Below are 20,952 nucleotides of genomic sequence, written 5' to 3'. Positions count from 1 at the left end.
GAGTCTTGTCGGTATGGTAAAGAGTACGGTCCGATTCTCCGAATCGACCGTCGACGAGATAGAGTCCCTCGTCGAGGAGGGCGTCTTCGAGAGCAAATCGGAGTTCTACCGCTTTGCGAGCGAGTACATCCTCGACCACCTCTCCGACGACTACGTGCCGTCGACCGTCGACTTCGAGGACATCAAGGCGGACGTCTTCCCCAACGAACAGCTCATCGAACCCGCCGAAGGACCCGAGTCCGGACTCCCGTTCTTCGAGTCGGTTGCAACCATCCGCCGGTTCGTCATCCGGGGGAACGTACAAGACGCAGAGGACTTCATCGACCACCACTACAGCAGTAGCTCTCGCGACGCCCTCCTGCTCGAAGAGATTCTCGAGTGCTACCGGCTCCAGTACGACGCCCGCCGCAGCGGCCGCGAGTGAGGCCCGCCGCGATACATCGACCGCCGCGATACATCGTCCGCCGACAACCCCGCGACGGGGCGCTCGCCAATCACAAATGAATTAAACCCGTACTCCAAACCTCCGAACACATGGCCATCAACGAACTGGGACTGGCAATCGGGCTCTCCCTGACGGTCATCGCCGTCGTCATGCACTTCTTGCGTGGGACAGCGTGGACCCCCACCGAGGACATCTCCCAAGAAGTCCTCGAACGACGCGCGTCGACCGTCGCCGAAACCGACTTCCCCGAACCCATGAACCGCGCTATCGGCGGTGGTGGCGCTGCCGGCGCCATCGCTGGCGGCGAAGCCGGTGGCGAACTGGAAGGTGGCGAGGAAGCAGAAGAGGAATCTTCGAGTCCGGCCGACATCCCCGAGGACGAGGTCGAGTACTTCGACATCGAGTACAAGAAGGAGGGCACGACCGTCGAGGTCGCCAACAACGAATCCCTGCTCGAAGCCGGCGAGGACGAGGGCTGGGACCTCCCCTACGCCTGCCGACAGGGACAGTGTGTCTCCTGTGCGGGCCACATCGCCGACGGCGGCGACTCCCGTGACTACGTCGTCCACGACAACCAGGAGATGCTGGACGACCCCGAACTCGAAGACGGCTACGTCCTGACGTGTGTCGCCTACCCGAAGGCCGACTTCACGCTCGAGACGAACGAGACGCCGTAGCGACTGCCCGCGTTTCCCCGTTTCTCGCTTCTCTTTCCCCCGACCAGTGATTTCTTTCGCCGCTGTTACCTCGATACAACAGATTGAAACGGTAGTGTTTCGTTTCGAAGTATCGTGAACAGCACACCCTCAGACAGTATCACAGAGGGTGGCCTCGCCCGCCCCATGTTCCGGCTCGCGTGGCCGATCGTCGCCCTCCAGCTCCTCCAGGTGATGTACAACATCGCCGATACGTTCTGGCTCGGCCAGTTCGACACCGACGCCCTGGCCGCCATCAGCCTGGCATTCCCCCTCATCTTCCTGCTCATCTCGGTCGCCGGCGGCTTCACCGCCGCGGGTGCCATCCTCGTCGCCCAGTACACCGGCGCGAAGAGCGAAGGCTCCGCCGGCCGCGTCGCCGGCCAGACCATCTCGTTCGTCTCCATCCTCGCCGTCGGCCTCGGCCTCGTCGGCTACTTCTTCACCGAAGAGATGCTCGCACTCCTGCCCAGCCAGGGCGAGACCGAAGCCGCCGTCATCCCCCTCGCCGCCCGCTACATGGAGGTGTTCTTCCTCGGCATCGTCTTCATGTTCGGCTTCTTCGTCTTCTCGGCGCTCATGCGCGGCTACGGTAACACCAAGACCCCCATGCGAGTCATGCTCGCCAGCGTCGCCCTCAACGTCGTGCTCGACCCCATCCTCATCTTCGGCTGGGGCCCCATCGACGGCATGGGCATCGTCGGCGCAGCCGTCGCCACGGTCACCTCCCGCGGCCTCGGGACCGTCCTCGGCCTCTACATCCTGTTCATGACCGACGCCGGCCCCGCCATCGAATTGCGTCACCTCGCGCCCGACCTCGACGTCATCCGCGACATCGTCGACATCGGCGTCCCGAGCGCCCTCGAACAGTCCGCCAGCGCCCTCGCCATGGTCACCCTGACCGCGATGATCGTCCAGTTCGCCCCGCCAGTCGTCGCCGCCTACGGCCTCGGGAACCGCATCGCCTCGCTCATCTTCCTCCCCGCGATGGGCCTCGGCCGCGCCACCAACACCATGGTCGGCCAGAACCTCGGCGCGGGCAACACGGACCGCGCAGAACGCGCCGTCTGGCTCGCCGCGAAGGTCTCCGGCGGCGTCCTGCTCGCGGTGGGTATCGCCGTGTTCTTCTTCCCGCACGTCCTCGTCGAGGCCTTCATCAGCAAGGAGATCCCCGACGCCATCGCCACCATCGACCTCGGCGCCGAGTACATCCAGATACGCACCGTCGAGTTCGCCTTCATCGGCGTCCTCCAGGTCTTGCTGGGTGCCTACCGCGGCGCGGGCAACACCAAGACCGCCCTCGTCTTCTCGCTCGTCGCCCTCTGGATCGGCCGCGTGGCGACGGTTTCGGTCCTCGCGTTCGACACCGTCCCCATCCTCGGCATCGCCGGCTACGGGATGGGCGCGACCGGCTTCTGGTACGGCATGGCCATGGGCAACGTCGTCGGCGCGATTGCGGCGGGCCTCTGGTTCACGCGAGGCACGTGGAAACGGTCGGTCATCGACGAACAGGAGCCGAACGTGTCGGTCGCCGACGGCGGCGAAGAATAACTGGTTCACAACCGTTATGTCGGGGCATCGTCTATCGATGCGTGAGGGCCCGTAGCTCAGTGGACAGAGTGCTTGGTTCCGGACCAAGATGTCGCGGGTTCAAATCCCGTCGGGTCCGTTTTCCTGCGAACAACGTGAGCAGTGAATGTGACTACTTCTCATCCCGGAACAAATCACTCGGTGCGTGACGCCGGAAAATCCGGTTCGCATTGGCCTGCACCCACGAAAAGGCAGTCACGAGAGTCCCGGTTATAAGCGAACCAATAGCTATTATAAGATATATCACAGGCGGAATTGCAGATTCCTGGGTGAGTCCGGTTGAGAACCCTAGATAAAATGTGAATACAACAATTGCTGCAAGAATCATGGCGAAGCCAATAATCGCTAATACACCAGGGCCCGTGTTTGAGTGTTTTCTATACAAATCAAAGAGGTCTGCGTAGAATCTCCGAACAGCGGTTATTCCCTCGGTGCTGGCCGGATTGTGTGCGTTAGAATTCCAAGCGAAGGTGGTCTGGTCTTCATACCGGGTGAGCCAATCCTCATTGACCATCTCACGAGTATGCTTACTAATGGTCGTGTTCGACCGGTCCATAATTTCCGCAATTTCACCTTGCGTATACTGCCGATCTGGATTCGAATACAGCAGCTCCGCTATTTCAAAGAAAGTTACGCCCTTAGCATCAAACTCTTTTTCGAAGTCATCGGGGACCCGAGGCATGACCTCATGTAAGCCAATCCGAATATAAAAGGGTTGGTGCAGGGGTTCACGTCCATAAACGGGATCACTCACAACGATAAACCCCCATTAGAGGCCCTATAAACGTTCTTTTCGATTTTTGTACCTGCTCGTCGAATATCCGCTTGCAATGTCAGAAAGGAAAGAGAGTCTCGTTTCCAGTGCCTGCTCGATGGCTGTGAAAGCAGGTAAACAGGAGTCTGAACGTGGTCAAGCCGACCCACAACTCATAGTAGGAGCCTTCGTGCTCATCGTCATTGCTGGACCACTTGCTGCAGTTGCCATCGACATTCAGTCATCTTTGGCATCAAGCCCAGTATTTTCCTGGTTTTGGGCCACTGTGATTGCACTACTGGTTGTGGCGTCGGTAGTCGCAGCCGTGTTGGGACAATAATAGGGTATAAGTGCAGATACGCCCCAGTACGGTGAATCAAAAGCCCGGGAAGGGTACCCGGCTATGTAATCAGGTTCCAATCAAAGCCGGCCCACCCGTAACTAACACCGCCCCAACAACCACCAGCACCACTCCCACGACGACCCCACGAGTAACTCGTTCTAGCCCACCCAGCCAGAGCCACGAGAACACCACCGTGAACAGCGGTGCAGTCGCGACGATGGGGTCCACCACCGCAATCCGGCCCTCGGGAGCCGCCAGCGCCGTGAACATCGAGAGAAGCGCCACCGCGGTGATGAACCCGCTGGCGGCGAACACGAGGTAGGTCTTCGGGGGCTTGCCGGCGACGCGCTTCCGGCCCGTGGCCAGAACGTAGCCGCCCAGTGCCACCAGGGCGGCGAACTCGTTGACGGCGACGGCTTCGAGGGGCGTCGCCTCTCCGAATCCGAGCCCCCAGCGCCGGGCGACGTTCCCGGCGGCGAACAGGAGCGCGGCGGCGAGGGGGACCAGCAGGTCGCGGGTGGTCCAGCCACTCAGGTCGCCGCCGCGGGAGACCGAGAGCACGGCGAGGCCGACGACGATGACGACGATGCCGACCGCGGTCGGGGGCGAGAGTGGTTCACCGAGGAACCCGACCGCGAGGGCCGTCGCGAACAGTGGCCGCGAACTGACCGCGGCACTGGAGATGCTCGCACCGACGCGGGCGTTCCCAGCGAAGATGGCGAGGCGGCCCATGGCGGTCCCGACGGCACCAGCCGCCGCGAACACGGCGACGGTTTCGAGCGTGAGGTCCGCGAAGGGGTCCGGGTTGAAAAGCGCGAGGGCGAGCAGGTAGACCGCCGAGTCGACGACGACCACGGTGAGCGCGGCCTGGAGCGGGGTCCCACCGTCGGAGAGCGCCCGTTTCTCGATGACGGGCGTGAACCCCCACAGCAGTGCCGGGACAAATGCGAGCAAAAGCACTGCCGGCGGGGCAGAGAGGGCCATACTCGTCTCTCCGAGACACGCCAATTTGTAACACGTGGATTCGATGGAGAATCGACGACAGGGTCGTCGGGTCCGCTGCGTCGGTGACGAGCGGACGTGGAAAACAACGCAGTAACAGCCGCGGGAGTCGAGCCAGCGAACGGAACGAAGTATTCGCCGACGAGCACCGGAAGCTAGCCGTCAGTTCGTCTCGGCCTGTCCAGTCAGCCGTAGTTCTCCTGTGCGTTCTGCAGGGCTGAAACGGCTTCCTGCGGGTTCGCAACGTTGTTGAAGGTAATCTGGCTCGCACTCGGGTTCCCCCCACCGCTGGAGACGAGGACGCTCCCGTACCCGACGAGGGATTCGAGGATTCCCTGTGTGTGGGTGATGCCGATGACGTCGTCGATCTGGATTATCTGCCGACTCAGGGAGACGAATCGGTACTCGCTGACGATTCGTTGTGTCGTCACGTAGTGCGTCGTGAGCGTGTTCTTCCAGTACTGGACGAGGCCAGTGAGAAGGACGGCGAAGCCGGCGGTGAACACCAGTGTCGGATAGACGAAAGCCACCCGGGTCGCGAACAGCAGGTAGCCGGCCACGAGGAGTACCACGGCCCCGACCGCCAGCTGGAGCGTCGCGACGAGCTGGTTCGGTTCGACGGTCGCGATGACTCGCTCGTCGGTGCCGAAGTCGATGGGGGTCGGCGAGGTGCGGTGCACGTACAGGCCGGTGAGGACGACCGCCGCGCCGAACAGGGCCAGCGTGAGGCCGACCGTGCTGGGGACCGGACTGTCGGTCAGGTGAACGTACGACCCCGTGAGAACGAAGGGTGCGCCGACGAGCGCGCCGACCAGGCGAGGAGCGCCTCGTGCCATCGGTCAGTCACCCCGCAGCAGCTGGACGAGCCCGACGAACGTCCCGAGGACCGTCACGGCAGTGCTGACGATGGTGAGTGTGTTGCCACCCGGGCCCGAATCACCGCCGAAGAAACTTCTCGACCCATCACCGCCGGTATCGTCGCTCTGTCCGTCCTGGTCGCTCGTTCCACTGGGTTCCGAGGTCTCACGATTGGTCGTCTCTCCGGCCGTGTCGTCGGTGGGCGAACCATCGCCAGAATCCGGCCCGTCACTCGCGGTCTGGCCTGATGCGGCCTCACTCCCGAGACAGCGAACCTGCGGCCCATCCGGAATCACGACGCCGTTTTCGACAGGCGTCGGCGTCCTGAATCGGGGCCGGCCCGTCTCGAACGTGAACTGTTCCAGTCCGGCGTCGTAGTCCAGCGCGGCGACGATGCCGCTTCGCCCGCCCGTGAACGTCATCCCGTACACGACGCCGTCGGCGATACTCACGCCACCGGGGGTCGTCGCTTCCTCGAACTGGTACTCCCACCGCTTGTTCCCCGTGGCAGCATCGAACGCATGAACGGTCGAATCCCTCGGAACGGGAGCGACGACGGCAACCGTCTCGCCGTCGAACGCTGGTGGGGCACCGATGTTCACGTCGAAGTCTGTCTCCCACTGGACCGACCCACCCACTTTCGAGAACACCTTCAGTTCACCGTACTCCGACGCTGCGACGAGGCGGTTGCCGTCGATCGCCGGCGGAAGCACGTAATCGTGGTCGAACGAGTGGCTCCAGCGTTCCGCTCCGGTTTCGGCATCGAGGCAGACCAGCTTCCCACCACCCGTGGGGCGGCCCGTATTGACGTAGAGCGACCCATCGCTGACGGCGGGTGCCGGTCGTATCTCTTCGGCGGAGACGTAGGCTTGCGAATCCGGAATCTCGATGTCGTCACGTCGAACCGACCACTGTACCTCCCCGGACCCCACGTCGAGGGCGAGGAGACGACCGTTGCTGTTGCCGACGTAGACGGTTCCTTCACTGACCGCCGGTGCGCCCGCGAGTCCGCCGATGCCGACGGACCACTGCTCCGTGCCATTGGCCCGGTCCACCGCGACCACGTCGCCCTCGTTCGTCGTGGCGACCACCGTGTTCTCCCCGACACAGGGTGTCAGCGGTACCTGGGCAGGCATGTCTGCGACCCATGTTCCCACGCCAGACTGGACGTCGACGGCCAGCAAGCGCGAACCGACGCCGAGGTACGCGGTTCCGTCCACGACGGCCGGAAGCGTCGCGACGTTGTCCTCGTCACCGACAGTCCACCGCGTTCGCTCGACGGTGGTGATACCGTCGACCGTGGCAGTCCCACTGTGTTCTGGGCCTCCCCGATATCCCGACCACGTTCTCTTCTCGGGGGTCCTCGCAGCGACCGCCGCTCCTGACCCAGGGTGAACTACCCCAACCGCTGCAGCAGTTGCAAACGCCGTGAGAAACCCACGCCGATTTGTCAACCCATTCACCATTATTGGTCGTCTCAACCCGCATATGACAAAACTCTATTGTTTCGGTTCCGGGATTGACGGGACGGACGAGACGCTTCATCGACAGCGATGTATCGTGAGCCGTGAGAGCGGCCCGACCGACTCAGCCACCCAACGCCGGCCCACACACGAATACGGCGTGGATTCGACATGTTCGAGCATGCAGACCGCCATCAGGGGGGCAACAGGGGCAAATCGTGTCGACTCCGCAGGCACCGTAACGACCGGGTGCGTCGTCCAGAACCCTCGCGTCCGCTCGGACTCGTGCACCGGAGGCTGTGCCAGAGAAACAAATTTGTGCGGGCACATGGACCGAACGGTATGGGTCGAGAGCACACTCGGCGGTGTTTTCTCGGTGGAGCGTCCACACTCCTCGGGTTCGGAAGCCTCGGTGGAACTGCTCTCGCCGATACTCCGACGGATTCCGGCGAGTTCTCGCCTACAGTTCACGGGTTCGGGTTCCGGAACTGGGGGAACCAGTCGCAGTACTTCGAGAGCCCACCGGCCCCGCCACGAGAGAACCTCCCCGAGAAGGTGCAAGTCGGCTGGAAGACACACGCGAAGGCCATACTCGGTCAGAACACATCGAACGTCCCCGAGTTGTTGTTCGAGGCGATCGCCACCCAGCTCAAGCTCGCGGTGACCCAGCGGGCAGGGACCAACGGCCACTGTTACGGGATGGTCCTGGCCGCCCAGGCGTATTTCGAGGAGCCCGACGCGATTCCGGTGGACCGGTCGGTCGCGAGCGAGATAGAGAGTCCGGTGGTGCCCGTCGAGTCCGACGACGCGCCAGTGTACGACGATATCGTGCAGCTGCAGGCCGCGCAGTTCCTCCGTCTTCGGGTGTGGCTCGGGCGAATCCCATTCGTCTACCCGGCGTGGATCGACACACAGGCCGTCGTGCGAGACATCCGGGCGGCGGTCCGCGAACTCGGGAGCGCCGCGATAATGGTGTTCAACCACGGGTCTTCGGCCGCCCACCAGGTGCTCGTCTACGACGTGTCGGAGACCGACGAGGCAGTGGTGATGGACGTGTACGACCCGAACCGGCCAGCCCACGCGTACCGAGGTGAGCGCCCGACGCTTCGGTTCGAACGCGACGGCGACGAACTCGTGATGCGGCCGTTCCAGTCGGGGAGTTACACGTACACCCGGGTACTGTTCAACCGACACGACCGCATCGAGCGAGCGACAGGGCGTCGCCTCTCGACACCGCTCGACCACCTGACTGTCGGCCAGTCGAAGGTCCGTGAAGGGCTGTTGCCGTTCGGGCTCGTGCTGGTCGACTCAGCGGACGTGGAACTCAGCGTCGTCGGCCCTGAAGGGGAGGCGTACGACCGGCTCTGGGCTCCGCACATGGACAGAACTCGCGGTGAGTATTCCCGGATGCGACCGCTCTACGGTGCCAAGCCCGGGAGCTACCAGATACGGGTACTCGGCACCGGCGACACCACCTACGAGCTTCAGACAGTCGTGGTAGACGCCGAGACCGCACTCGTCGAGGACTCGCAGCAGGAAGCCATCACACCGGGAGAACTCCACGCGTACGAACTGACGGTGAACGACGACGGGACGGGGTCGGTGACGCGGACAGGGGACAGCAGCGTCCACCCGTCGGTCGTCGGCGGGGCCGGCGCCGTCGGTGGACTCGTGCTCGGCGCGCTCGGCTACCGTGTGTTCGCCGAAGACGACCAGTGAACACGTCTCCGGGGGGCTGATGCGAACCGGGCAGACGCTCGTCGAGACCCTTCCGGTCCGGCCACCCCGGAGAGACGGGTCCCCCAGAAGTAATGTCCCCCTGCCCGCTCGAACCCACGCTTCTCGCCGGTTCCTCGGTTCCATCGGTCTGGACGTACGCTGGCCCTACGAGGTGCCGAACGAGTCGTTCCGGCCCCTGAAGCGCCTCATAGGTAACCTGTCAACCGGCCTCTCTATCCGTAGATGCCGGTGCGGACGGCAGAGGGGGAACTCGAATGACACAACTATCACGGCGGCAGGTACTGGCTGGGCTCGGAGCAATCGGTGTCGCTGGCGCCGGGACAGGGCTCGGGACGACGGCGCTCTTCCGAGACACCGAGGAACTCGACGGGTGGTACGAGAGCGGGCGCGTCGACCTGCTGGTCGACTATCGCTCGACGTACGAACCCTGGGAGCGCTACGACCTCAAGGGTGAGCGAGCCCCGCCGCTCGTCGCGGGGGAGTCGATGACCTACGAGATAGCGGCCGCGCCGGCGGTCCGACACGTTGACACCGGGGAAGCGCTCTCACGCGAGGAGTGGGCGAACCTCGTCACGGGGGAGACGGACGTGTTCGCCGACACGTGTGCCCTCCCGAACCCGATGGATATCTCGGCACTGCTCCCGGAGCGGTTCGAGACCGCGAGGAGTGCCACGGCCGAGTTCCCGGGCGTGTACCACCCGGGTTTCGTCGACGGACCGCGAGGGATGTTCGTCGACCTCGTCGACCTCAAACCCTACGACGAGGGGGCGACCAATTTCAGTCTGCACGTGTGCGGGAATCCGGCGTTCGTCTTCGCCGAGCTGGTCCGTGAGGACGGCGAGGGGAACCCGCTCCCCCGGAGCGACGAGCAGTACCTCGTCGAACCGGAGGTGTCCGCAGGCGACGCCACGGCTGACCTGGGCGAACTCTGTGATTACCTCTACGTCGTCGTCTCGACCGACCCCGACTGCGACACCCTCGCCACGGACGCCGACGACGACGGCGACACCAACCCGTTCGGGCTCGCCAGCGAAGCGGGCGACGTCCTCTACGCCGGGTCGATGACCGGGTGGCTCGAACAGTTCGGTCCCACCTTCGACGGCAGTGTCCCGATTCCCCCGGTCACGCCCGCGAACCCGGCCGTCTCGGCCTCGTGTTTCGCCCCCGGCACGCACTGCTACACGATGAACTGGTACCTCCCGTGCAAGGAGTTCGACGGCGACGGCCGCCTCGGCTTCGCCGACCTGCCCATCCAGAACGTGCTGGTCGCCGGGGAACCCGTCACCGAGCGAGACGGCCACCTCGGGCTGACGTTCAACGACGAACTCCGCCAGCGTGGCTACGAAGCCATCGAGAACGGTCTGGACGTCACGAAGTCGGTGAACGTCACGCAGACCGATTCGTGTCACGTCGGTCTCCGCTTCGTCGCGGCGCAGTGCCGACACAACACCGGGTCTGAGGACGACTCCGCGCCGTCCCGGGAGGGTGAACAGGAGCCGGTCGACGTGGAGACCACGACCGAGACCGGCGACACGGGTACCGAGACCGGAACCGAGACCACGCAGGAGCCGACGACGACTCAGCAGGAGCCCACCCAGCCAACCACCACTCAGCCGACCACCACTCAGCCCACTACCACTCAGCCGACCACCACCCAACCCACTACCACTCAGCCGACCACCACCCAACCCACTACCACTCAGCCGACCACCACCCAACCCACTACCACCCAGCCAACCACCACCCAACCCACTACCACCCAGCCAACCACCAGTCCACCCACCACCACGCAGAAATCCGTGAGTCGGTCGTTCAGCAGTCGGTCGGGGACTGGTGGGACCACGCCGACGACCACCACCGCACCGACGACCACCACCGCACCGGCGACCACCACCGCGCCGACGACCACCACCGCACCGACGGGCGGTCAGGCACCGGTCACCGGAACCACCGCGGGTCCTGGCTCGGCCACGACGGCTCCGGGTACCACGACGGCCGCGACCACCACGACAGCGGGAACGGGCGGAGCCACGGGTACGACCGTGGGAACGACTGGCGGAACGACCGCCGGTGGCGGGTCCTGGACGAGTCGGTTACGGTTCGCCAGAACCCAGTCCTCCTCACCGGGTGGGATGTTCATCGGCGGGCTGGCGGCTGTCGGCGCGGCGGTCGCCGGTCTCTTGCGACGGTACCGGCAGGAAGAGTAGCCCGTGCTCTTGCCGACCGAACACGAACTCGCCTCGAAATCGGGGTCGAAAAGCAGTGGGAAGCCGACCGGTGGGCACGGCCAGGGGGATGACAGACGAGTCGCTTACTGTGCGATGAGCGAGGGCGTCTGGGTCTCTTCGTCCTCCGCGCTCGCGGCCTCGTAGACGACGTGGGCGGCAGCCACGTCCTGGATGGCGAGGCCGGTCGAGTCGAAGACGGTCACGCCGTCCTCGGCGGTGCGGCCCGCCAGCTTGTCCGTGACGATTTCGCCGATCTGGCCGTAGATGTCGTCGTCGGAGAGGACGCCCTCGTGGAACGGGACGTTGATTTCGCCGGAGTGGGTCGTCTGGTCGTAGTCGTCGATGACGAGTTTGGCGTTCAGGAGCACCTCGTCTGCGAGTTCGTGCTTGCCTTCGGCGTCGGCACCCATCGCGTTGACGTGGGTGTGTTCGCCGAGGTCCTCGGCGGAGACGATGGGCGATTCGACGGGAGTCACGGTCGAGAGCACGTCACAGGAGGCGGCCTCGGCGATGGAGCCCTCGCGGACGTCGAACTCGTCCTCGAACGCCTCGATGAAGGCGGCGACGCGCGCTTCGTCGAGGTCGCTCACGACGACCGTCTCGATGTCGCGGACGGACGCGATGGCCTCGACCTGGGTGTAGGACTGGACGCCAGCGCCGACGATGCCGAGCGAGGAGGCGTCCTCGACGGCGAGGTGGTCCGTGGCGACGGCGGCGGCCGCACCGGTGCGGCGCATGGTGAGTTCGGTGCCGTCCATGATGGCCAGGGGGAAGCCGGTCTCGGGGTCGGAGTATATCATGGTGCCCATCACGGTCGGCAGGTCGTGGTCGGCCGGGTTGTCCGGGTGGACGTTCACCCACTTGATGCCGGCCGCGTCCCAGTCACCCGCGTCCATGTAGGCAGGCATCGACCGGAAGTCACCGTTGTACTGGGGCAGGTCGATGTAGGACTTCGGGGGCATCTGTGCGTCGCCGGTCTCGTAGGCCGCGAAGGCGTCCTCGATGGCCGCGACGAGGGCTGTCATGGGTGAGTACTGCTGTACGTCGTCACCGTCGAGCAGGTGGGTTTGCATAGTACAGGATTGCAGAAACGTGGGCTAATATGGGTCCCCTCACATGTCCGGGGGTGAACGGTACCGGGGCAACTGGTGGGGCAACTGGGCGGCTGTGGGGGCGTGGCGAACTACTCCTGGCCTGGGTTCTCCCCGAACCGGGCCTCGACCCAGTGCTGGTCGTCGATGGGCGGGCGCTCGTACTCCCCACGGTCTTCCCTGGGCGGGAGTTCGATGGGCTCGGGTGTGAGGTCCTCGTAGTCGATCTGGTCGAGCAGGTGGCTGATGCAGTTGAGTCGGGCGTGGCGTTTCACGTCGGCGTGGACGACGTTCCACGGTGCGTCGGGGATGTCGGTGTGCTCGAACATCTCGTCTTTCGCCTTCGAGAACTCCTCCCAGCGCGCGCGGGCTTCGAGGTCCATCGGACTGAGCTTCCACCGGCGCTTCGGGTCCTCGTTGCGCTTCTGGAAGCGTCGTTCCTGTTCCTCGTCACTGATGGAGAACCAGTACTTGACGAGGACGATGCCGTCGCGCACCAGCATGCGCTCGAAGCGAGGACACTCCTCCAGGAAGTGGTCGTACTCGTCGTCGCTACAGAACCCCATCACGCGCTCGACCCCCGCGCGGTTGTACCAGCTCCGGTCGAACAGGACTATCTCGCCCTCGCTCGGGAGGTGTTCGACGTAGCGCTGGAAGTACCACTGTCCCTGTTCGCGGTCGGTCGGCTTCCCGAGCGCGACCACGCGGACTACCCGGTGGTTCAGCCGGCGGGTGATGCGTTTGATGACGCCGCCTTTCCCGGCCGCGTCTCGCCCCTCGAACACCACGACGACCCGGAGCCCTCGTTCTTTCACCCAGTACTGGAGCTTGACGAGTTCCTCCTGCAGGCGGTGCAACTCGCGCTTGTAGTGCTCTTTCTTCAGCACCCCGTCCTCGTCGTACCGGGCCGCCCGTGTACCATCGTCCATCCAGCACTCTACGTGGACCGGGACCAAAATACTACAGTGTCTCACGGGACGGCGACGGGGACCCAGAATGGCCGAGTGCCCGAGAAAACTCCGAACATTGATATATGTTCGTGGGTAGACAATCGTGGACACGAGGGGACAGCGCCAGTGGTTATTTACCCTGTATATCCATGCATCACTGATATACGTGACACAGGACCATTCATTAGTGAAGCGGTCGCCACACACATGACCCGAACGATGACTCATCAGGCGAGAGACCACCTGTCGCCAGACGACAAAGACACATCATACTAGAAATATTTCATGTTTGTTCGTTTTACTCTCGACTCTCAACTTCTGCAACACGCACTCTCTGGACCGGGGGCGATGCAGGCGTCGGTCGAACAGTTCGACACCGCCGGCGAAATCCCACTTCGCGTCGTCTTCTGGGCGACTGGCGACGATTTCGAGGCGTTCGAAGCCGCGCTGGCCGACGACCCGACCGTCGCCGACAGCGCCGTCCTCGCCACGGAACGAACACGCCGACTCTACCGCGTGACCTGTCCCGAGGACATCCCCGACGTGGACGCGTACACGGCGGTCGTCGAGGGCGACGGGGTGGTCCTCGACGCGACGAGCGATGGCGACGGCTGGACGGTCAAGACGCTGTTTCCGGACCGGGACGCCTTCGCCAGCTTCCGTGAGACCTGCGAGGCTGTCGGGCTCACGCCGAGTGTCGAATCGATTCACAGCGGCACCATCGACCAGCGCAGCGACGGTGCCGACCTGACGCAGGCACAGAAGGAGATACTCACCCGGGCTGTCGAGGTCGGCTACTTCGACATCCCGCGACAGACGACGCTTCGCGGGCTGGGGGCCGACGTCGGCGTCTCCGGACAGGCTGCCTCCGAACGACTCCGCAGGGGGATGGAGACACTGGTCCGCGAGACCCTCTCCGACGAACTAGCCAACGAATAACCAGTCCGTTCTCAACGAGTAATCAGTCCGTTCTCAGTCGTCCGCGACCGGCGTCGTGGGCGTCGCCGCGGCCAGTCCTTCTCTCGCGGTCGGTGTGAGACGGTTCAGGACCGCCCGCCCGTCTCGCTCGCGTTCGACCAGCCCCGCGTCTTCCAGTCGGCTGAGGTGGTGCGAGAGCGTGCTGGGGTCGCGGTCGAGTTCCGCGGCGAGTTCACCGACCCCGGCCGCTCCGCCGTCGGCGAGAAGTTCCAGAATCGCGGCCCGTGACGGGGTCGACAGGGCGACGTGGAGTTCGACGTCGCTCGTCTCGACCGGGAAGTAGCGGCGTCTCCCCTCGACTTTCACGCTGGTGACGAGGTTCTCCTCTTCGAGGATGCGGACGTGGTGTCGCACCGTCGACAGGGGCACGCCCGACGCCTCGCTGATGGCAGAGAGATAGACGCCGGGCGCGTCCGTCACGACCCGGTGGATGGTCGCCCTGTCCTCGTGGGCGAGCGGGTCAGAGCCGTCGTACCGGCTGTACCGGAGGACGGCAGCCAGTGGTGAGTCCTCGAACGCGGCCTGGAGCCAGCGGAGTATCGACCGTCCACGGGTGACGGTGACACCGCCGACAGCGAGCGACCCGACGACGACACCGGTCGAAACCGGACCGGGGAGCGACTGTGTGCCGTTCAGTTCCGCGAGTCCGTCGCCCGGGTCCGTTCGGTCACCGGCCCCGGCGCTGGCCGCCGCACGCTGGTGCCCGTTCTCGTCGTCGACGTCGCTTCCCTGCTCGGGCTGCTGGGTGGTCGGCCGGGGGGCTGTCCGTGTAGCCGCGGTCCCCGGGTCGTCAGTCCCCCCCGAGCCGTCGAGGGTGGTGTTCGTCGTCGCGTCGTCCGTCAGGTCGAGCGCGGCGAGGAGCGACCCGGTCGGGACGACGACACCAGCCTCCAGCGAGACGGATTCCACACTGGCGGTGGTGTTCGCATCGATGCCGTCCGCGTCGGCGGTGAGACTCGTGTTCTCGGAGGCGTTCAGCGTCCCGGTGGTCTCCCCCGAAGAGTTCGTTGTGAGCCCGTCGTCCAGCGTCGTGTCGGTCGTTGTCGTCGTGGTGGTGTCACCCGCCGTCAGGTTCGTCGAGAGGGACCCCGAGGCGGTGACGGTGTCGTCTGTCGTCCCAGAGATGTTCTCGACCGTTTCGGTCGTGTCGGTCGTGTCGGTCGTCGTCTCGGTGATGGTCTCCGTGGTGTCGGTCGTCGCATCTGAGACGGCGCCGTCCGTGGTGTTCGACGTGTCGTTCGTCACTCCGGAGACGAGTCCCGACGTCTCGTTGTCGGGGACGGCGAAAGAGGGGGCTTCGCCGTCGAGGGCCGTCGGCGATGCCGTCGCAGACACGGTTGCAGTGGTGCCGAACAGGACCGCGAGAACCACGAGGGTGAGCAAGAACGCTGCTGGCGCGTACTTCGACAGTCCCCCACCGGTGTGTGTCATCCTCAGTCACCCCTTTGTCGGACACACGAGGTTGTCGATTAAAGGTATTGTCATAATTGCCGGTACCGACCGTCCGGCGGATGGTACGTCGCAGGTACCAGAGACGGCCGCTGGCCCGGTGGCGGCCGTAGCTGGCAGGCACCGAAACGGCGATATTCAAGCCCTACCGTCGCTCTATCGCTTATTTGGATGGGTTTGTCACAATCGCTTTTTAACGATTCCACATCGGTCATGATGGACCATCATGGGACACGACCACAGTGCGGAACCGAACGAAGCAGGGGACAGGTACGACGACCGGCCGCGAGCGGACGAGTCACCCAGCATCTCCAGACGGGACGTGCTCCGGACGACAGGCACACTGGCGGCAGCCGGACTCCTCGGTGCGGGCTCGAACGCCGTCGCGGCAGCGACGAGAGGTGACAGCGACCTCGACCCGTCCTTTTTCAACTGGCGAGCACGCGAGGCGAGCCAGGTGTGGGACCGCGGCTATCGCGGGCGGCCAGACCGGACCGTCGCCCTGACCGACTCCGGTATCGAGGCACGACACCCCGACCTCGGGCCGTGGAACGGCGTCCGGGTGACGGTCCGTGACGGCGAACTCGTCATCCCGAAGACCGAACAGGAGCGAGTCCCGGTCGAGGGTGTCGGCCAGTCCTTCAGCGGGACGATGGGGCCGGGTACCTTCGCCAACCCGTCACAGACCACCCACGAGTTCACGACGCCCACGGGCGTCGAAGGCATCGACGTGACGATGACCTGGACGCCAGAACACGTCGAGGACAACGGGGAAGACCTCGAACTGTATCTGGACAAGTGGACCGGGTCGGACTGGGAGCGCGTCGCGGCCTCGACGACCGGCAGCCAGCCCGAGGCCATCACGAGTTTCGTGAAGGACGACCACGACTACCGGCTCGTCGTCGAGACGTGGCTCAACGCCAGCGCCGACTACGACATCTCGGTCGGGTACTACGAACTCGCAGGCGAGTTCGTGGCGGCCGACCCGAGCACCGTCTTCGCGGGCGTCGGAACCCGTCCGGACGCGCCGAAGACCGTCGGCTGGTTCGATGCCGGGACCCGCTACGGTCTCCACACGAAGCCGCGCGACCCCAACGGCCACGGGAGTCACTGTGCCTCCATCATGGCGGGGACCGGCCGGGCGAGCGCCGTCGACCCGGCGAGCGTAACGACCGAGCGCCCCGGCGAGATTCTCGCCCTCGGTGCCACGCGCCAGTACGAACTCGACGCCGAGGCCGGGACCGGCGTGTTCGCGTCGGCCTACGGGGTCGCTATCGAACTCCTCGTCGAGGGGCCGGACGGCCAGACCCTCGACTCGACGGGTGCGACCAGCGATTCCGGCCTGCAGGACAACGTGGTCGTCGAGGCTCCGGCCGAACAGTCGGGGACCTACACCGTCATCGTCCGCTCACTGGAAGGCGAACTCGCGACGGTCGCGAAACTCGACGAGATCAGCGTCGGAACGTTCGTCGACCCCGACTCGACGAACGGTGACCGCACGGGTGACCCCGTCGGCCTCCACACCGGGGTCGCACCGAACCAGAACCTCGTCGGCCTGCAGGGGCTCTCCGGCCCGACCGGCCAGCTCGCGAAGTACGCCGACGACTTCGCGGAGCTGTTCAACATCCGTGCGGTGAACATGTCGTGGGGCTACACGGGCGGCCTCCCGCTCGGGAGCGTCGGAGGCATCCTCGACACCATCCCGGCCGGTATCAAGGAAATCGGCGAGGCAGGCATCCTGACCTGCGCCGCGGCCGGCAACGCGGCGACCCCGGCCAACGGGAACGGCTCGCCCGCCATCGCCGACGAGTGTATCTCCGTGACCGCGACCGGCCCGCTCGACGGGCTCGCGGCCTACTCCTCTGGCGGCATCGGCGGCATCGACGAGGACGAGACCGAGGTCTACATGAAACCCGACGTGTCCGCACCGGGCGGCATCCTCGACGACCTCGTCAACGCCGCGAAGACGGGTCTGGCCGACACGCCCGAAGACGAGCAGGCGGCCATCCGCGACTACACCGGCAAGGCCGGCACCTCGATGGCGACCCCGTTCACGACCGGCGTGGCGGGCCTCGTCGCCCAGGCGATGGAAGAGGACGCCCCGGACAGCATCGCGCTACCCCACCCCGACGAGACCGGACTCGACGACGTGTACCGGCTCAAGCAGGCCATCCTCGCCACGGCCAGCGAGACGGCCTTCACGGCCGCCCCGTACCACCGGGCCCACCTCCCGACTTACGACTTCGGGGGGCGCGACCCGTACGAGGGTTTCGGTCGGGTGAACCCCGCGGCCGCGGTTGACGCCGTCACCCGCGAACTCTCGGGGTCGACCGACGCAGTTCTCGGCCTCGGCCTGCCGGACGACCAGCGCGCCGTCGCCGGCTACGTCCAGGCCGGTCCCGGCACGGTCGACGTCTCCGTGAGCTTCGACTACTACTCGGGCGGCAACCAGGGCATGACGAAAGGTGCCCCACACGTCGACCTGTTCGTCTACGACGCCGAGCAACCGGCCCAGTACGGCGAGCCCAACGTCGTCGCACGAGCCCAGGGCCTGCAGGGCGACGCCAGCGCGACCGTCTCGCTCCCCCGCGACAGCCCCGAGAAGACGTTCTACGTGGTCGCGAAGCTGGTCGACGTTCCCGGCGCGGTCAACGGCTACGACGTGCAGGCACACTGCTCGCTCGACGTGGAGACGACCGCTGGCTTCTTCGTCAGCGGGACGCGGACCGACGACGGCTCCGCGTTCACCGGTGGCCAGACGAACCAGGTCACGGTGACGGCGAATCCCTCCGCGGACAGCCAGGTCCGTGACGTGATTCCGTCCTCGTGGACCGTCCTCACGGACTACTCCGACGACGTCGACCGCGTCGAAGTGAGCAACGGCGTCAAGTACGTCTACTTCACCGAGTCCGCGACGGCGGACGCCGAGACCAGCTACACCTACTTCGCGGAGGCCCCCGACGCGGTGACGGAGTCCGACGCCTACCAGTTCGGCCCGGCGGAGGTGAAACCGAACGACGCGCGTGGCTGGGTCGCCGTCGGCGGGACCGGCGAGACCAACTACGTCGTCGCCCAGTCCACCTGAACTGGGAACCGACTCCCGATGACCCGCCCCGCCGACAGCCCGACACCGGGTCGCGACTCCCCCAACCACTCCCACTCAGCAAACCGGTGACGGGAGCGCCCACCACTGGGCGACTGGCCCTGCTCTGCCACCGGCGACCAAGACGGCGGCGAGGGAGACTGTACGCGGTGGTCGCTGCCGGACCACCACCCCCTTCCCCTTCTTCGACGGGAACCACACGCACCGCGTACCACACCGACCAACGATTCGAAACACCATCCACACTGAGACCATGACAGACGACCCCAGACGAGACAGTACGACTACAGCCAGTGCGACACGACTCGACCGCCGCACCGTCCTGAAAACGACCGCTGGCCTCGGTATCGCCTCCCTCTCGGCCGCCGGGAGCGCGACCGCCGACACCGGCGACCTGCTCGACGACGCCTTCGACCTGACGACCGACACCCTGCAGGAGGCCCTGGTCGTCTTCGACTCGAACGCGGCCGTCTCCCAGCTCGACTCGCTCGACCTCGCCGACGGGTTCTACGCCTTCGACGTGCTCCCGGTCGGCTACACCCTGCTCACGGGCCCACAGCTTCAGACCGTCGCGGGCTGGGACGCGGTCCGCTACGTCGAGCGCAACCGTGACCTCGACTACCACAACGCCGACGCCCGGGAGGTCACGGGCGTCTCCACAGTGCGAAACGACCTCGGGTACGACGGCTCCTCGGTCCACGTCGCGGTCGTCGACTCCGGCCTCGACGGTGACCACCCCGACCTCGTCGCCGCCGCCGAGAACAACTACCAGTGGGCCGGGAACCCGCTCGGCTCCCCGACGCTGTGGGTCGACGGTGGCACCCTCGCCGACACCGACGACATCGGCCACGGCACCCACTGCTCCGGCACTATCGCGGGTGACGGGACCGTCAACGGCGAGGACAGCGGGATGGCCCCCGGCGCGGCCCTCACGGTCTACTCCTCGGGCGCGGCCGTCAGCATCCTGAAGGCCGCCGCGGCCTACGACCACATCCTCTCGAACCACGTCGACGACGTGGACATCGTCTCGAACTCCTACGGCTCGGCGAGTGCGGACGACTACAACCCCGACGGGGCGCTCCAGACCGCGACGTGGACGGCCTTCGACCGCGGCCTGTTGCCCGTCATCTCCGCGGGGAACTCCGGGCCAGGGTACGACACCCACAACGACTACGCGAAGGCCCCGCACGTCCTCTCGGTCGCCGCGACGACGGACCAGAAAGCCATCACGGACTTCTCCTCGCGCGGTCGTGCCGCCGCGACCGGCGCGAACTACGACCGCCAGACCGCCCTCGCGAATCTCGAGGAGTACTACGATTCGGGGGGTTCGAGCGGGCCGGTCGGGCTCTACCGCAACGGGGTCGCCGCCCCCGGCAACCAGGTCAACAGCACCATGTCGCCGGCCGACGCGCTCCAGGCGACCGCGCCCGACACGTCGCTGTACTACGCGGCCATCAGCGGGACCTCGATGTCCTGTCCCGTCACGGCGGGCATCGCCGCGCTCGTCGTCGACGCACACCGACAGAACGGCCACGGCGACCCCTCGCCGATGGCCGTCCTCAACACCATCGAGGCGACGGCCTTCGAGGCCCGGAGCGACTACAACCCGGCCAACGCCGGTGCCGGGTTCGTCGACGCCGACGCCGCGGTCCAGCGTGCCGAGACCGGTGACCTCGCCACCTTCGCCGACGTGACGCTCACCGAACCCTGAACGACCCGAGTCGGAAGACTCCTCACCCTGGCGACCGCCCGCTCGGACATGCGACGCGTCCACGGCGTCCCCGTCTTCGGCGTCTCGGTCGACCCCCAGACCCGGTGCGCCCACTACGACACCCAGCGCGACGTGGTCGCCCTGCGGTTCGCCTGCTGTGACCGGTACTATCCCTGTTTTCGCTGCCACGAGGCCGTCGCCGACCACGAGCCGACCCGCATCCCGCGCGCCGAGTTCGACCAGCACGGCGTCCTCTGTGGAGTCTGCGGGACCGAACTCACGGTGAGCCAGTACCGCGACTGTGACGACGCCTGTCCGGCCTGCGAGCACGCGTTCAACCCCGGTTGTTCGAGACACGCGGACCGGTACTTCGCGGTCGATTCCGAGGGGGAGTGAGTCGAGGCGACGGTTTCGAGGGAACCACAGAGGCGTGCGTCGACGAAGGACTTCGCGCCAGCGAAGGCACGAGTCGAAGGCGCGAGGGGCGACCGGAGTGGAACGAGACGGAGTGGAGTGGAACGGAGGGAGTCGGCTAGGGAGGGTGAGGAGTGC

16 protein-coding genes and 1 tRNA gene are annotated in these 20,952 nt (G+C 65.7%); 10 read left to right on the top strand and 7 right to left on the bottom strand.

Annotation, left to right across the window (positions count from 1 at the left end):
• The first annotated feature begins 13 nt into the window (after positions 1 to 13).
• From ACSC1R_RS08440 to ACSC1R_RS08425, 4 genes are all read left to right on the top strand, one after another.
• The gene (locus ACSC1R_RS08440) at positions 14 to 424 is read left to right on the top strand and encodes a hypothetical protein (protein ID WP_439028619.1); all 411 of its coding nucleotides are present in this window, start codon (positions 14 to 16) and stop codon (positions 422 to 424) included.
• A 110-nt stretch (positions 425 to 534) separates the two neighbouring features.
• The gene (locus tag ACSC1R_RS08435; RefSeq protein ID WP_439028618.1) at positions 535 to 1,122 is read left to right on the top strand and encodes a 2Fe-2S iron-sulfur cluster-binding protein; all 588 of its coding nucleotides are present in this window, start codon (positions 535 to 537) and stop codon (positions 1,120 to 1,122) included.
• A gap of 165 nt (positions 1,123 to 1,287) precedes the next feature.
• On the top strand, positions 1,288 to 2,691 hold the full coding sequence (locus tag ACSC1R_RS08430) for an MATE family efflux transporter (protein WP_439028693.1): 1,404 nt from the start codon (positions 1,288 to 1,290) through the stop codon (positions 2,689 to 2,691).
• A 45-nt stretch (positions 2,692 to 2,736) separates the two neighbouring features.
• Positions 2,737 to 2,809 (top strand) — tRNA-Arg (locus ACSC1R_RS08425).
• 33 nt (positions 2,810 to 2,842) lie between these two features.
• On the opposite strand, the gene ACSC1R_RS08420 is transcribed toward ACSC1R_RS08425, so the two are convergent.
• The 4 genes from ACSC1R_RS08420 to ACSC1R_RS08405 all read right to left on the bottom strand — a co-directional run bounded on the left by ACSC1R_RS08420 (position 2,843) and on the right by ACSC1R_RS08405 (position 7,153).
• Positions 2,843 to 3,412 (bottom strand): hypothetical protein, encoded by a 570-nt coding sequence (locus tag ACSC1R_RS08420; RefSeq protein WP_439028617.1) that lies wholly within the window; start codon positions 3,410 to 3,412, stop codon positions 2,843 to 2,845.
• Positions 3,413 to 3,893: 481 nt separating this feature from the next.
• Positions 3,894 to 4,811 (bottom strand): EamA family transporter, encoded by a 918-nt coding sequence (locus ACSC1R_RS08415; RefSeq protein WP_439028616.1) that lies wholly within the window; start codon positions 4,809 to 4,811, stop codon positions 3,894 to 3,896.
• 203 nt (positions 4,812 to 5,014) lie between these two features.
• Positions 5,015 to 5,665, bottom strand: a complete 651-nt coding sequence (locus tag ACSC1R_RS08410; protein ID WP_439028615.1) for a PH domain-containing protein — start codon at positions 5,663 to 5,665, stop codon at positions 5,015 to 5,017.
• A gap of 3 nt (positions 5,666 to 5,668) precedes the next feature.
• Positions 5,669 to 7,153 (bottom strand): outer membrane protein assembly factor BamB family protein, encoded by a 1,485-nt coding sequence (locus tag ACSC1R_RS08405; protein ID WP_439028614.1) that lies wholly within the window; start codon positions 7,151 to 7,153, stop codon positions 5,669 to 5,671.
• 339 nt (positions 7,154 to 7,492) lie between these two features.
• On the opposite strand from ACSC1R_RS08405, the gene ACSC1R_RS08400 reads away from it, so the two are divergent.
• Positions 7,493 to 8,869: a hypothetical protein gene (locus ACSC1R_RS08400; RefSeq protein ID WP_439028613.1), complete on the top strand. Its 1,377-nt coding sequence runs from the start codon at positions 7,493 to 7,495 to the stop codon at positions 8,867 to 8,869.
• Positions 8,870 to 9,144: 275 nt separating this feature from the next.
• On the top strand, positions 9,145 to 11,097 hold the full coding sequence (locus tag ACSC1R_RS08395) for a hypothetical protein (RefSeq protein ID WP_439028612.1): 1,953 nt from the start codon (positions 9,145 to 9,147) through the stop codon (positions 11,095 to 11,097).
• Between the two features lie 104 nt (positions 11,098 to 11,201).
• On the opposite strand, the gene ACSC1R_RS08390 is transcribed toward ACSC1R_RS08395, so the two are convergent.
• Complete coding sequence (locus tag ACSC1R_RS08390; protein ID WP_439028611.1) at positions 11,202 to 12,191, bottom strand: ornithine cyclodeaminase family protein; 990 nt, start codon at positions 12,189 to 12,191, stop codon at positions 11,202 to 11,204.
• Positions 12,192 to 12,301: 110 nt separating this feature from the next.
• Complete coding sequence (gene ppk2 / locus ACSC1R_RS08385; protein ID WP_439028610.1) at positions 12,302 to 13,138, bottom strand: polyphosphate kinase 2; 837 nt, start codon at positions 13,136 to 13,138, stop codon at positions 12,302 to 12,304.
• A gap of 306 nt (positions 13,139 to 13,444) precedes the next feature.
• Between ppk2 and ACSC1R_RS08380 the strand changes: the two genes are divergently transcribed.
• Positions 13,445 to 14,098 (top strand): helix-turn-helix domain-containing protein, encoded by a 654-nt coding sequence (locus ACSC1R_RS08380; RefSeq protein ID WP_439028609.1) that lies wholly within the window; start codon positions 13,445 to 13,447, stop codon positions 14,096 to 14,098.
• Positions 14,099 to 14,131: 33 nt separating this feature from the next.
• Here ACSC1R_RS08380 and ACSC1R_RS08375 read toward each other — a convergent pair whose 3' ends face one another.
• Positions 14,132 to 15,568, bottom strand: a complete 1,437-nt coding sequence (locus ACSC1R_RS08375; RefSeq protein WP_439028608.1) for a winged helix-turn-helix transcriptional regulator — start codon at positions 15,566 to 15,568, stop codon at positions 14,132 to 14,134.
• Positions 15,569 to 15,812: 244 nt separating this feature from the next.
• Between ACSC1R_RS08375 and ACSC1R_RS08370 the strand changes: the two genes are divergently transcribed.
• From ACSC1R_RS08370 to ACSC1R_RS08360, 3 genes are all read left to right on the top strand, one after another.
• Positions 15,813 to 18,671, top strand: a complete 2,859-nt coding sequence (locus ACSC1R_RS08370) for a S8 family serine peptidase (RefSeq protein ID WP_439028607.1) — start codon at positions 15,813 to 15,815, stop codon at positions 18,669 to 18,671.
• A gap of 271 nt (positions 18,672 to 18,942) precedes the next feature.
• The gene (locus tag ACSC1R_RS08365; protein WP_439028606.1) at positions 18,943 to 20,400 is read left to right on the top strand and encodes a S8 family serine peptidase; all 1,458 of its coding nucleotides are present in this window, start codon (positions 18,943 to 18,945) and stop codon (positions 20,398 to 20,400) included.
• A 48-nt stretch (positions 20,401 to 20,448) separates the two neighbouring features.
• Positions 20,449 to 20,796: a CHY zinc finger protein gene (locus ACSC1R_RS08360; RefSeq protein WP_439028605.1), complete on the top strand. Its 348-nt coding sequence runs from the start codon at positions 20,449 to 20,451 to the stop codon at positions 20,794 to 20,796.
• Positions 20,797 to 20,952: the final 156 nt, after the last annotated feature.

Source organism: Haloarchaeobius ordinarius (assembly GCF_051801355.1).
In the GTDB taxonomy this organism is placed as follows: Archaea; Halobacteriota; Halobacteria; order Halobacteriales; family Natrialbaceae; genus Haloarchaeobius.
The sequence above is the reverse complement of the archived record's forward strand: the minus strand, read 5'-3'. Positions and strand labels throughout refer to the sequence as shown.

Excerpts from the sequence above, each read along its gene's own strand:
- ACSC1R_RS08440 (WP_439028619.1), top strand. The coding sequence starts at position 14 with ATGGTAAAGAGTACGGTCCGATTCTCCGAATCGACCGTCGACGAGATA.
- ACSC1R_RS08435 (WP_439028618.1), top strand. The coding sequence starts at position 535 with ATGGCCATCAACGAACTGGGACTGGCAATCGGGCTCTCCCTGACGGTC.
- ACSC1R_RS08430 (WP_439028693.1), top strand. The coding sequence starts at position 1,288 with ATGTTCCGGCTCGCGTGGCCGATCGTCGCCCTCCAGCTCCTCCAGGTG.
- ACSC1R_RS08420 (WP_439028617.1), bottom strand. The coding sequence starts at position 3,412 with ATGCCTCGGGTCCCCGATGACTTCGAAAAAGAGTTTGATGCTAAGGGC.
- ACSC1R_RS08415 (WP_439028616.1), bottom strand. The coding sequence starts at position 4,811 with ATGGCCCTCTCTGCCCCGCCGGCAGTGCTTTTGCTCGCATTTGTCCCG.
- ACSC1R_RS08410 (WP_439028615.1), bottom strand. The coding sequence starts at position 5,665 with ATGGCACGAGGCGCTCCTCGCCTGGTCGGCGCGCTCGTCGGCGCACCC.
- ACSC1R_RS08405 (WP_439028614.1), bottom strand. The coding sequence starts at position 7,153 with ATGGTGAATGGGTTGACAAATCGGCGTGGGTTTCTCACGGCGTTTGCA.
- ACSC1R_RS08400 (WP_439028613.1), top strand. The coding sequence starts at position 7,493 with ATGGGTCGAGAGCACACTCGGCGGTGTTTTCTCGGTGGAGCGTCCACA.
- ACSC1R_RS08395 (WP_439028612.1), top strand. The coding sequence starts at position 9,145 with ATGACACAACTATCACGGCGGCAGGTACTGGCTGGGCTCGGAGCAATC.
- ACSC1R_RS08390 (WP_439028611.1), bottom strand. The coding sequence starts at position 12,191 with ATGCAAACCCACCTGCTCGACGGTGACGACGTACAGCAGTACTCACCC.
- ppk2 (WP_439028610.1), bottom strand. The coding sequence starts at position 13,138 with ATGGACGATGGTACACGGGCGGCCCGGTACGACGAGGACGGGGTGCTG.
- ACSC1R_RS08380 (WP_439028609.1), top strand. The coding sequence starts at position 13,445 with ATGTTTGTTCGTTTTACTCTCGACTCTCAACTTCTGCAACACGCACTC.
- ACSC1R_RS08375 (WP_439028608.1), bottom strand. The coding sequence starts at position 15,568 with ATGACACACACCGGTGGGGGACTGTCGAAGTACGCGCCAGCAGCGTTC.
- ACSC1R_RS08370 (WP_439028607.1), top strand. The coding sequence starts at position 15,813 with ATGGGACACGACCACAGTGCGGAACCGAACGAAGCAGGGGACAGGTAC.
- ACSC1R_RS08365 (WP_439028606.1), top strand. The coding sequence starts at position 18,943 with ATGACAGACGACCCCAGACGAGACAGTACGACTACAGCCAGTGCGACA.
- ACSC1R_RS08360 (WP_439028605.1), top strand. The coding sequence starts at position 20,449 with ATGCGACGCGTCCACGGCGTCCCCGTCTTCGGCGTCTCGGTCGACCCC.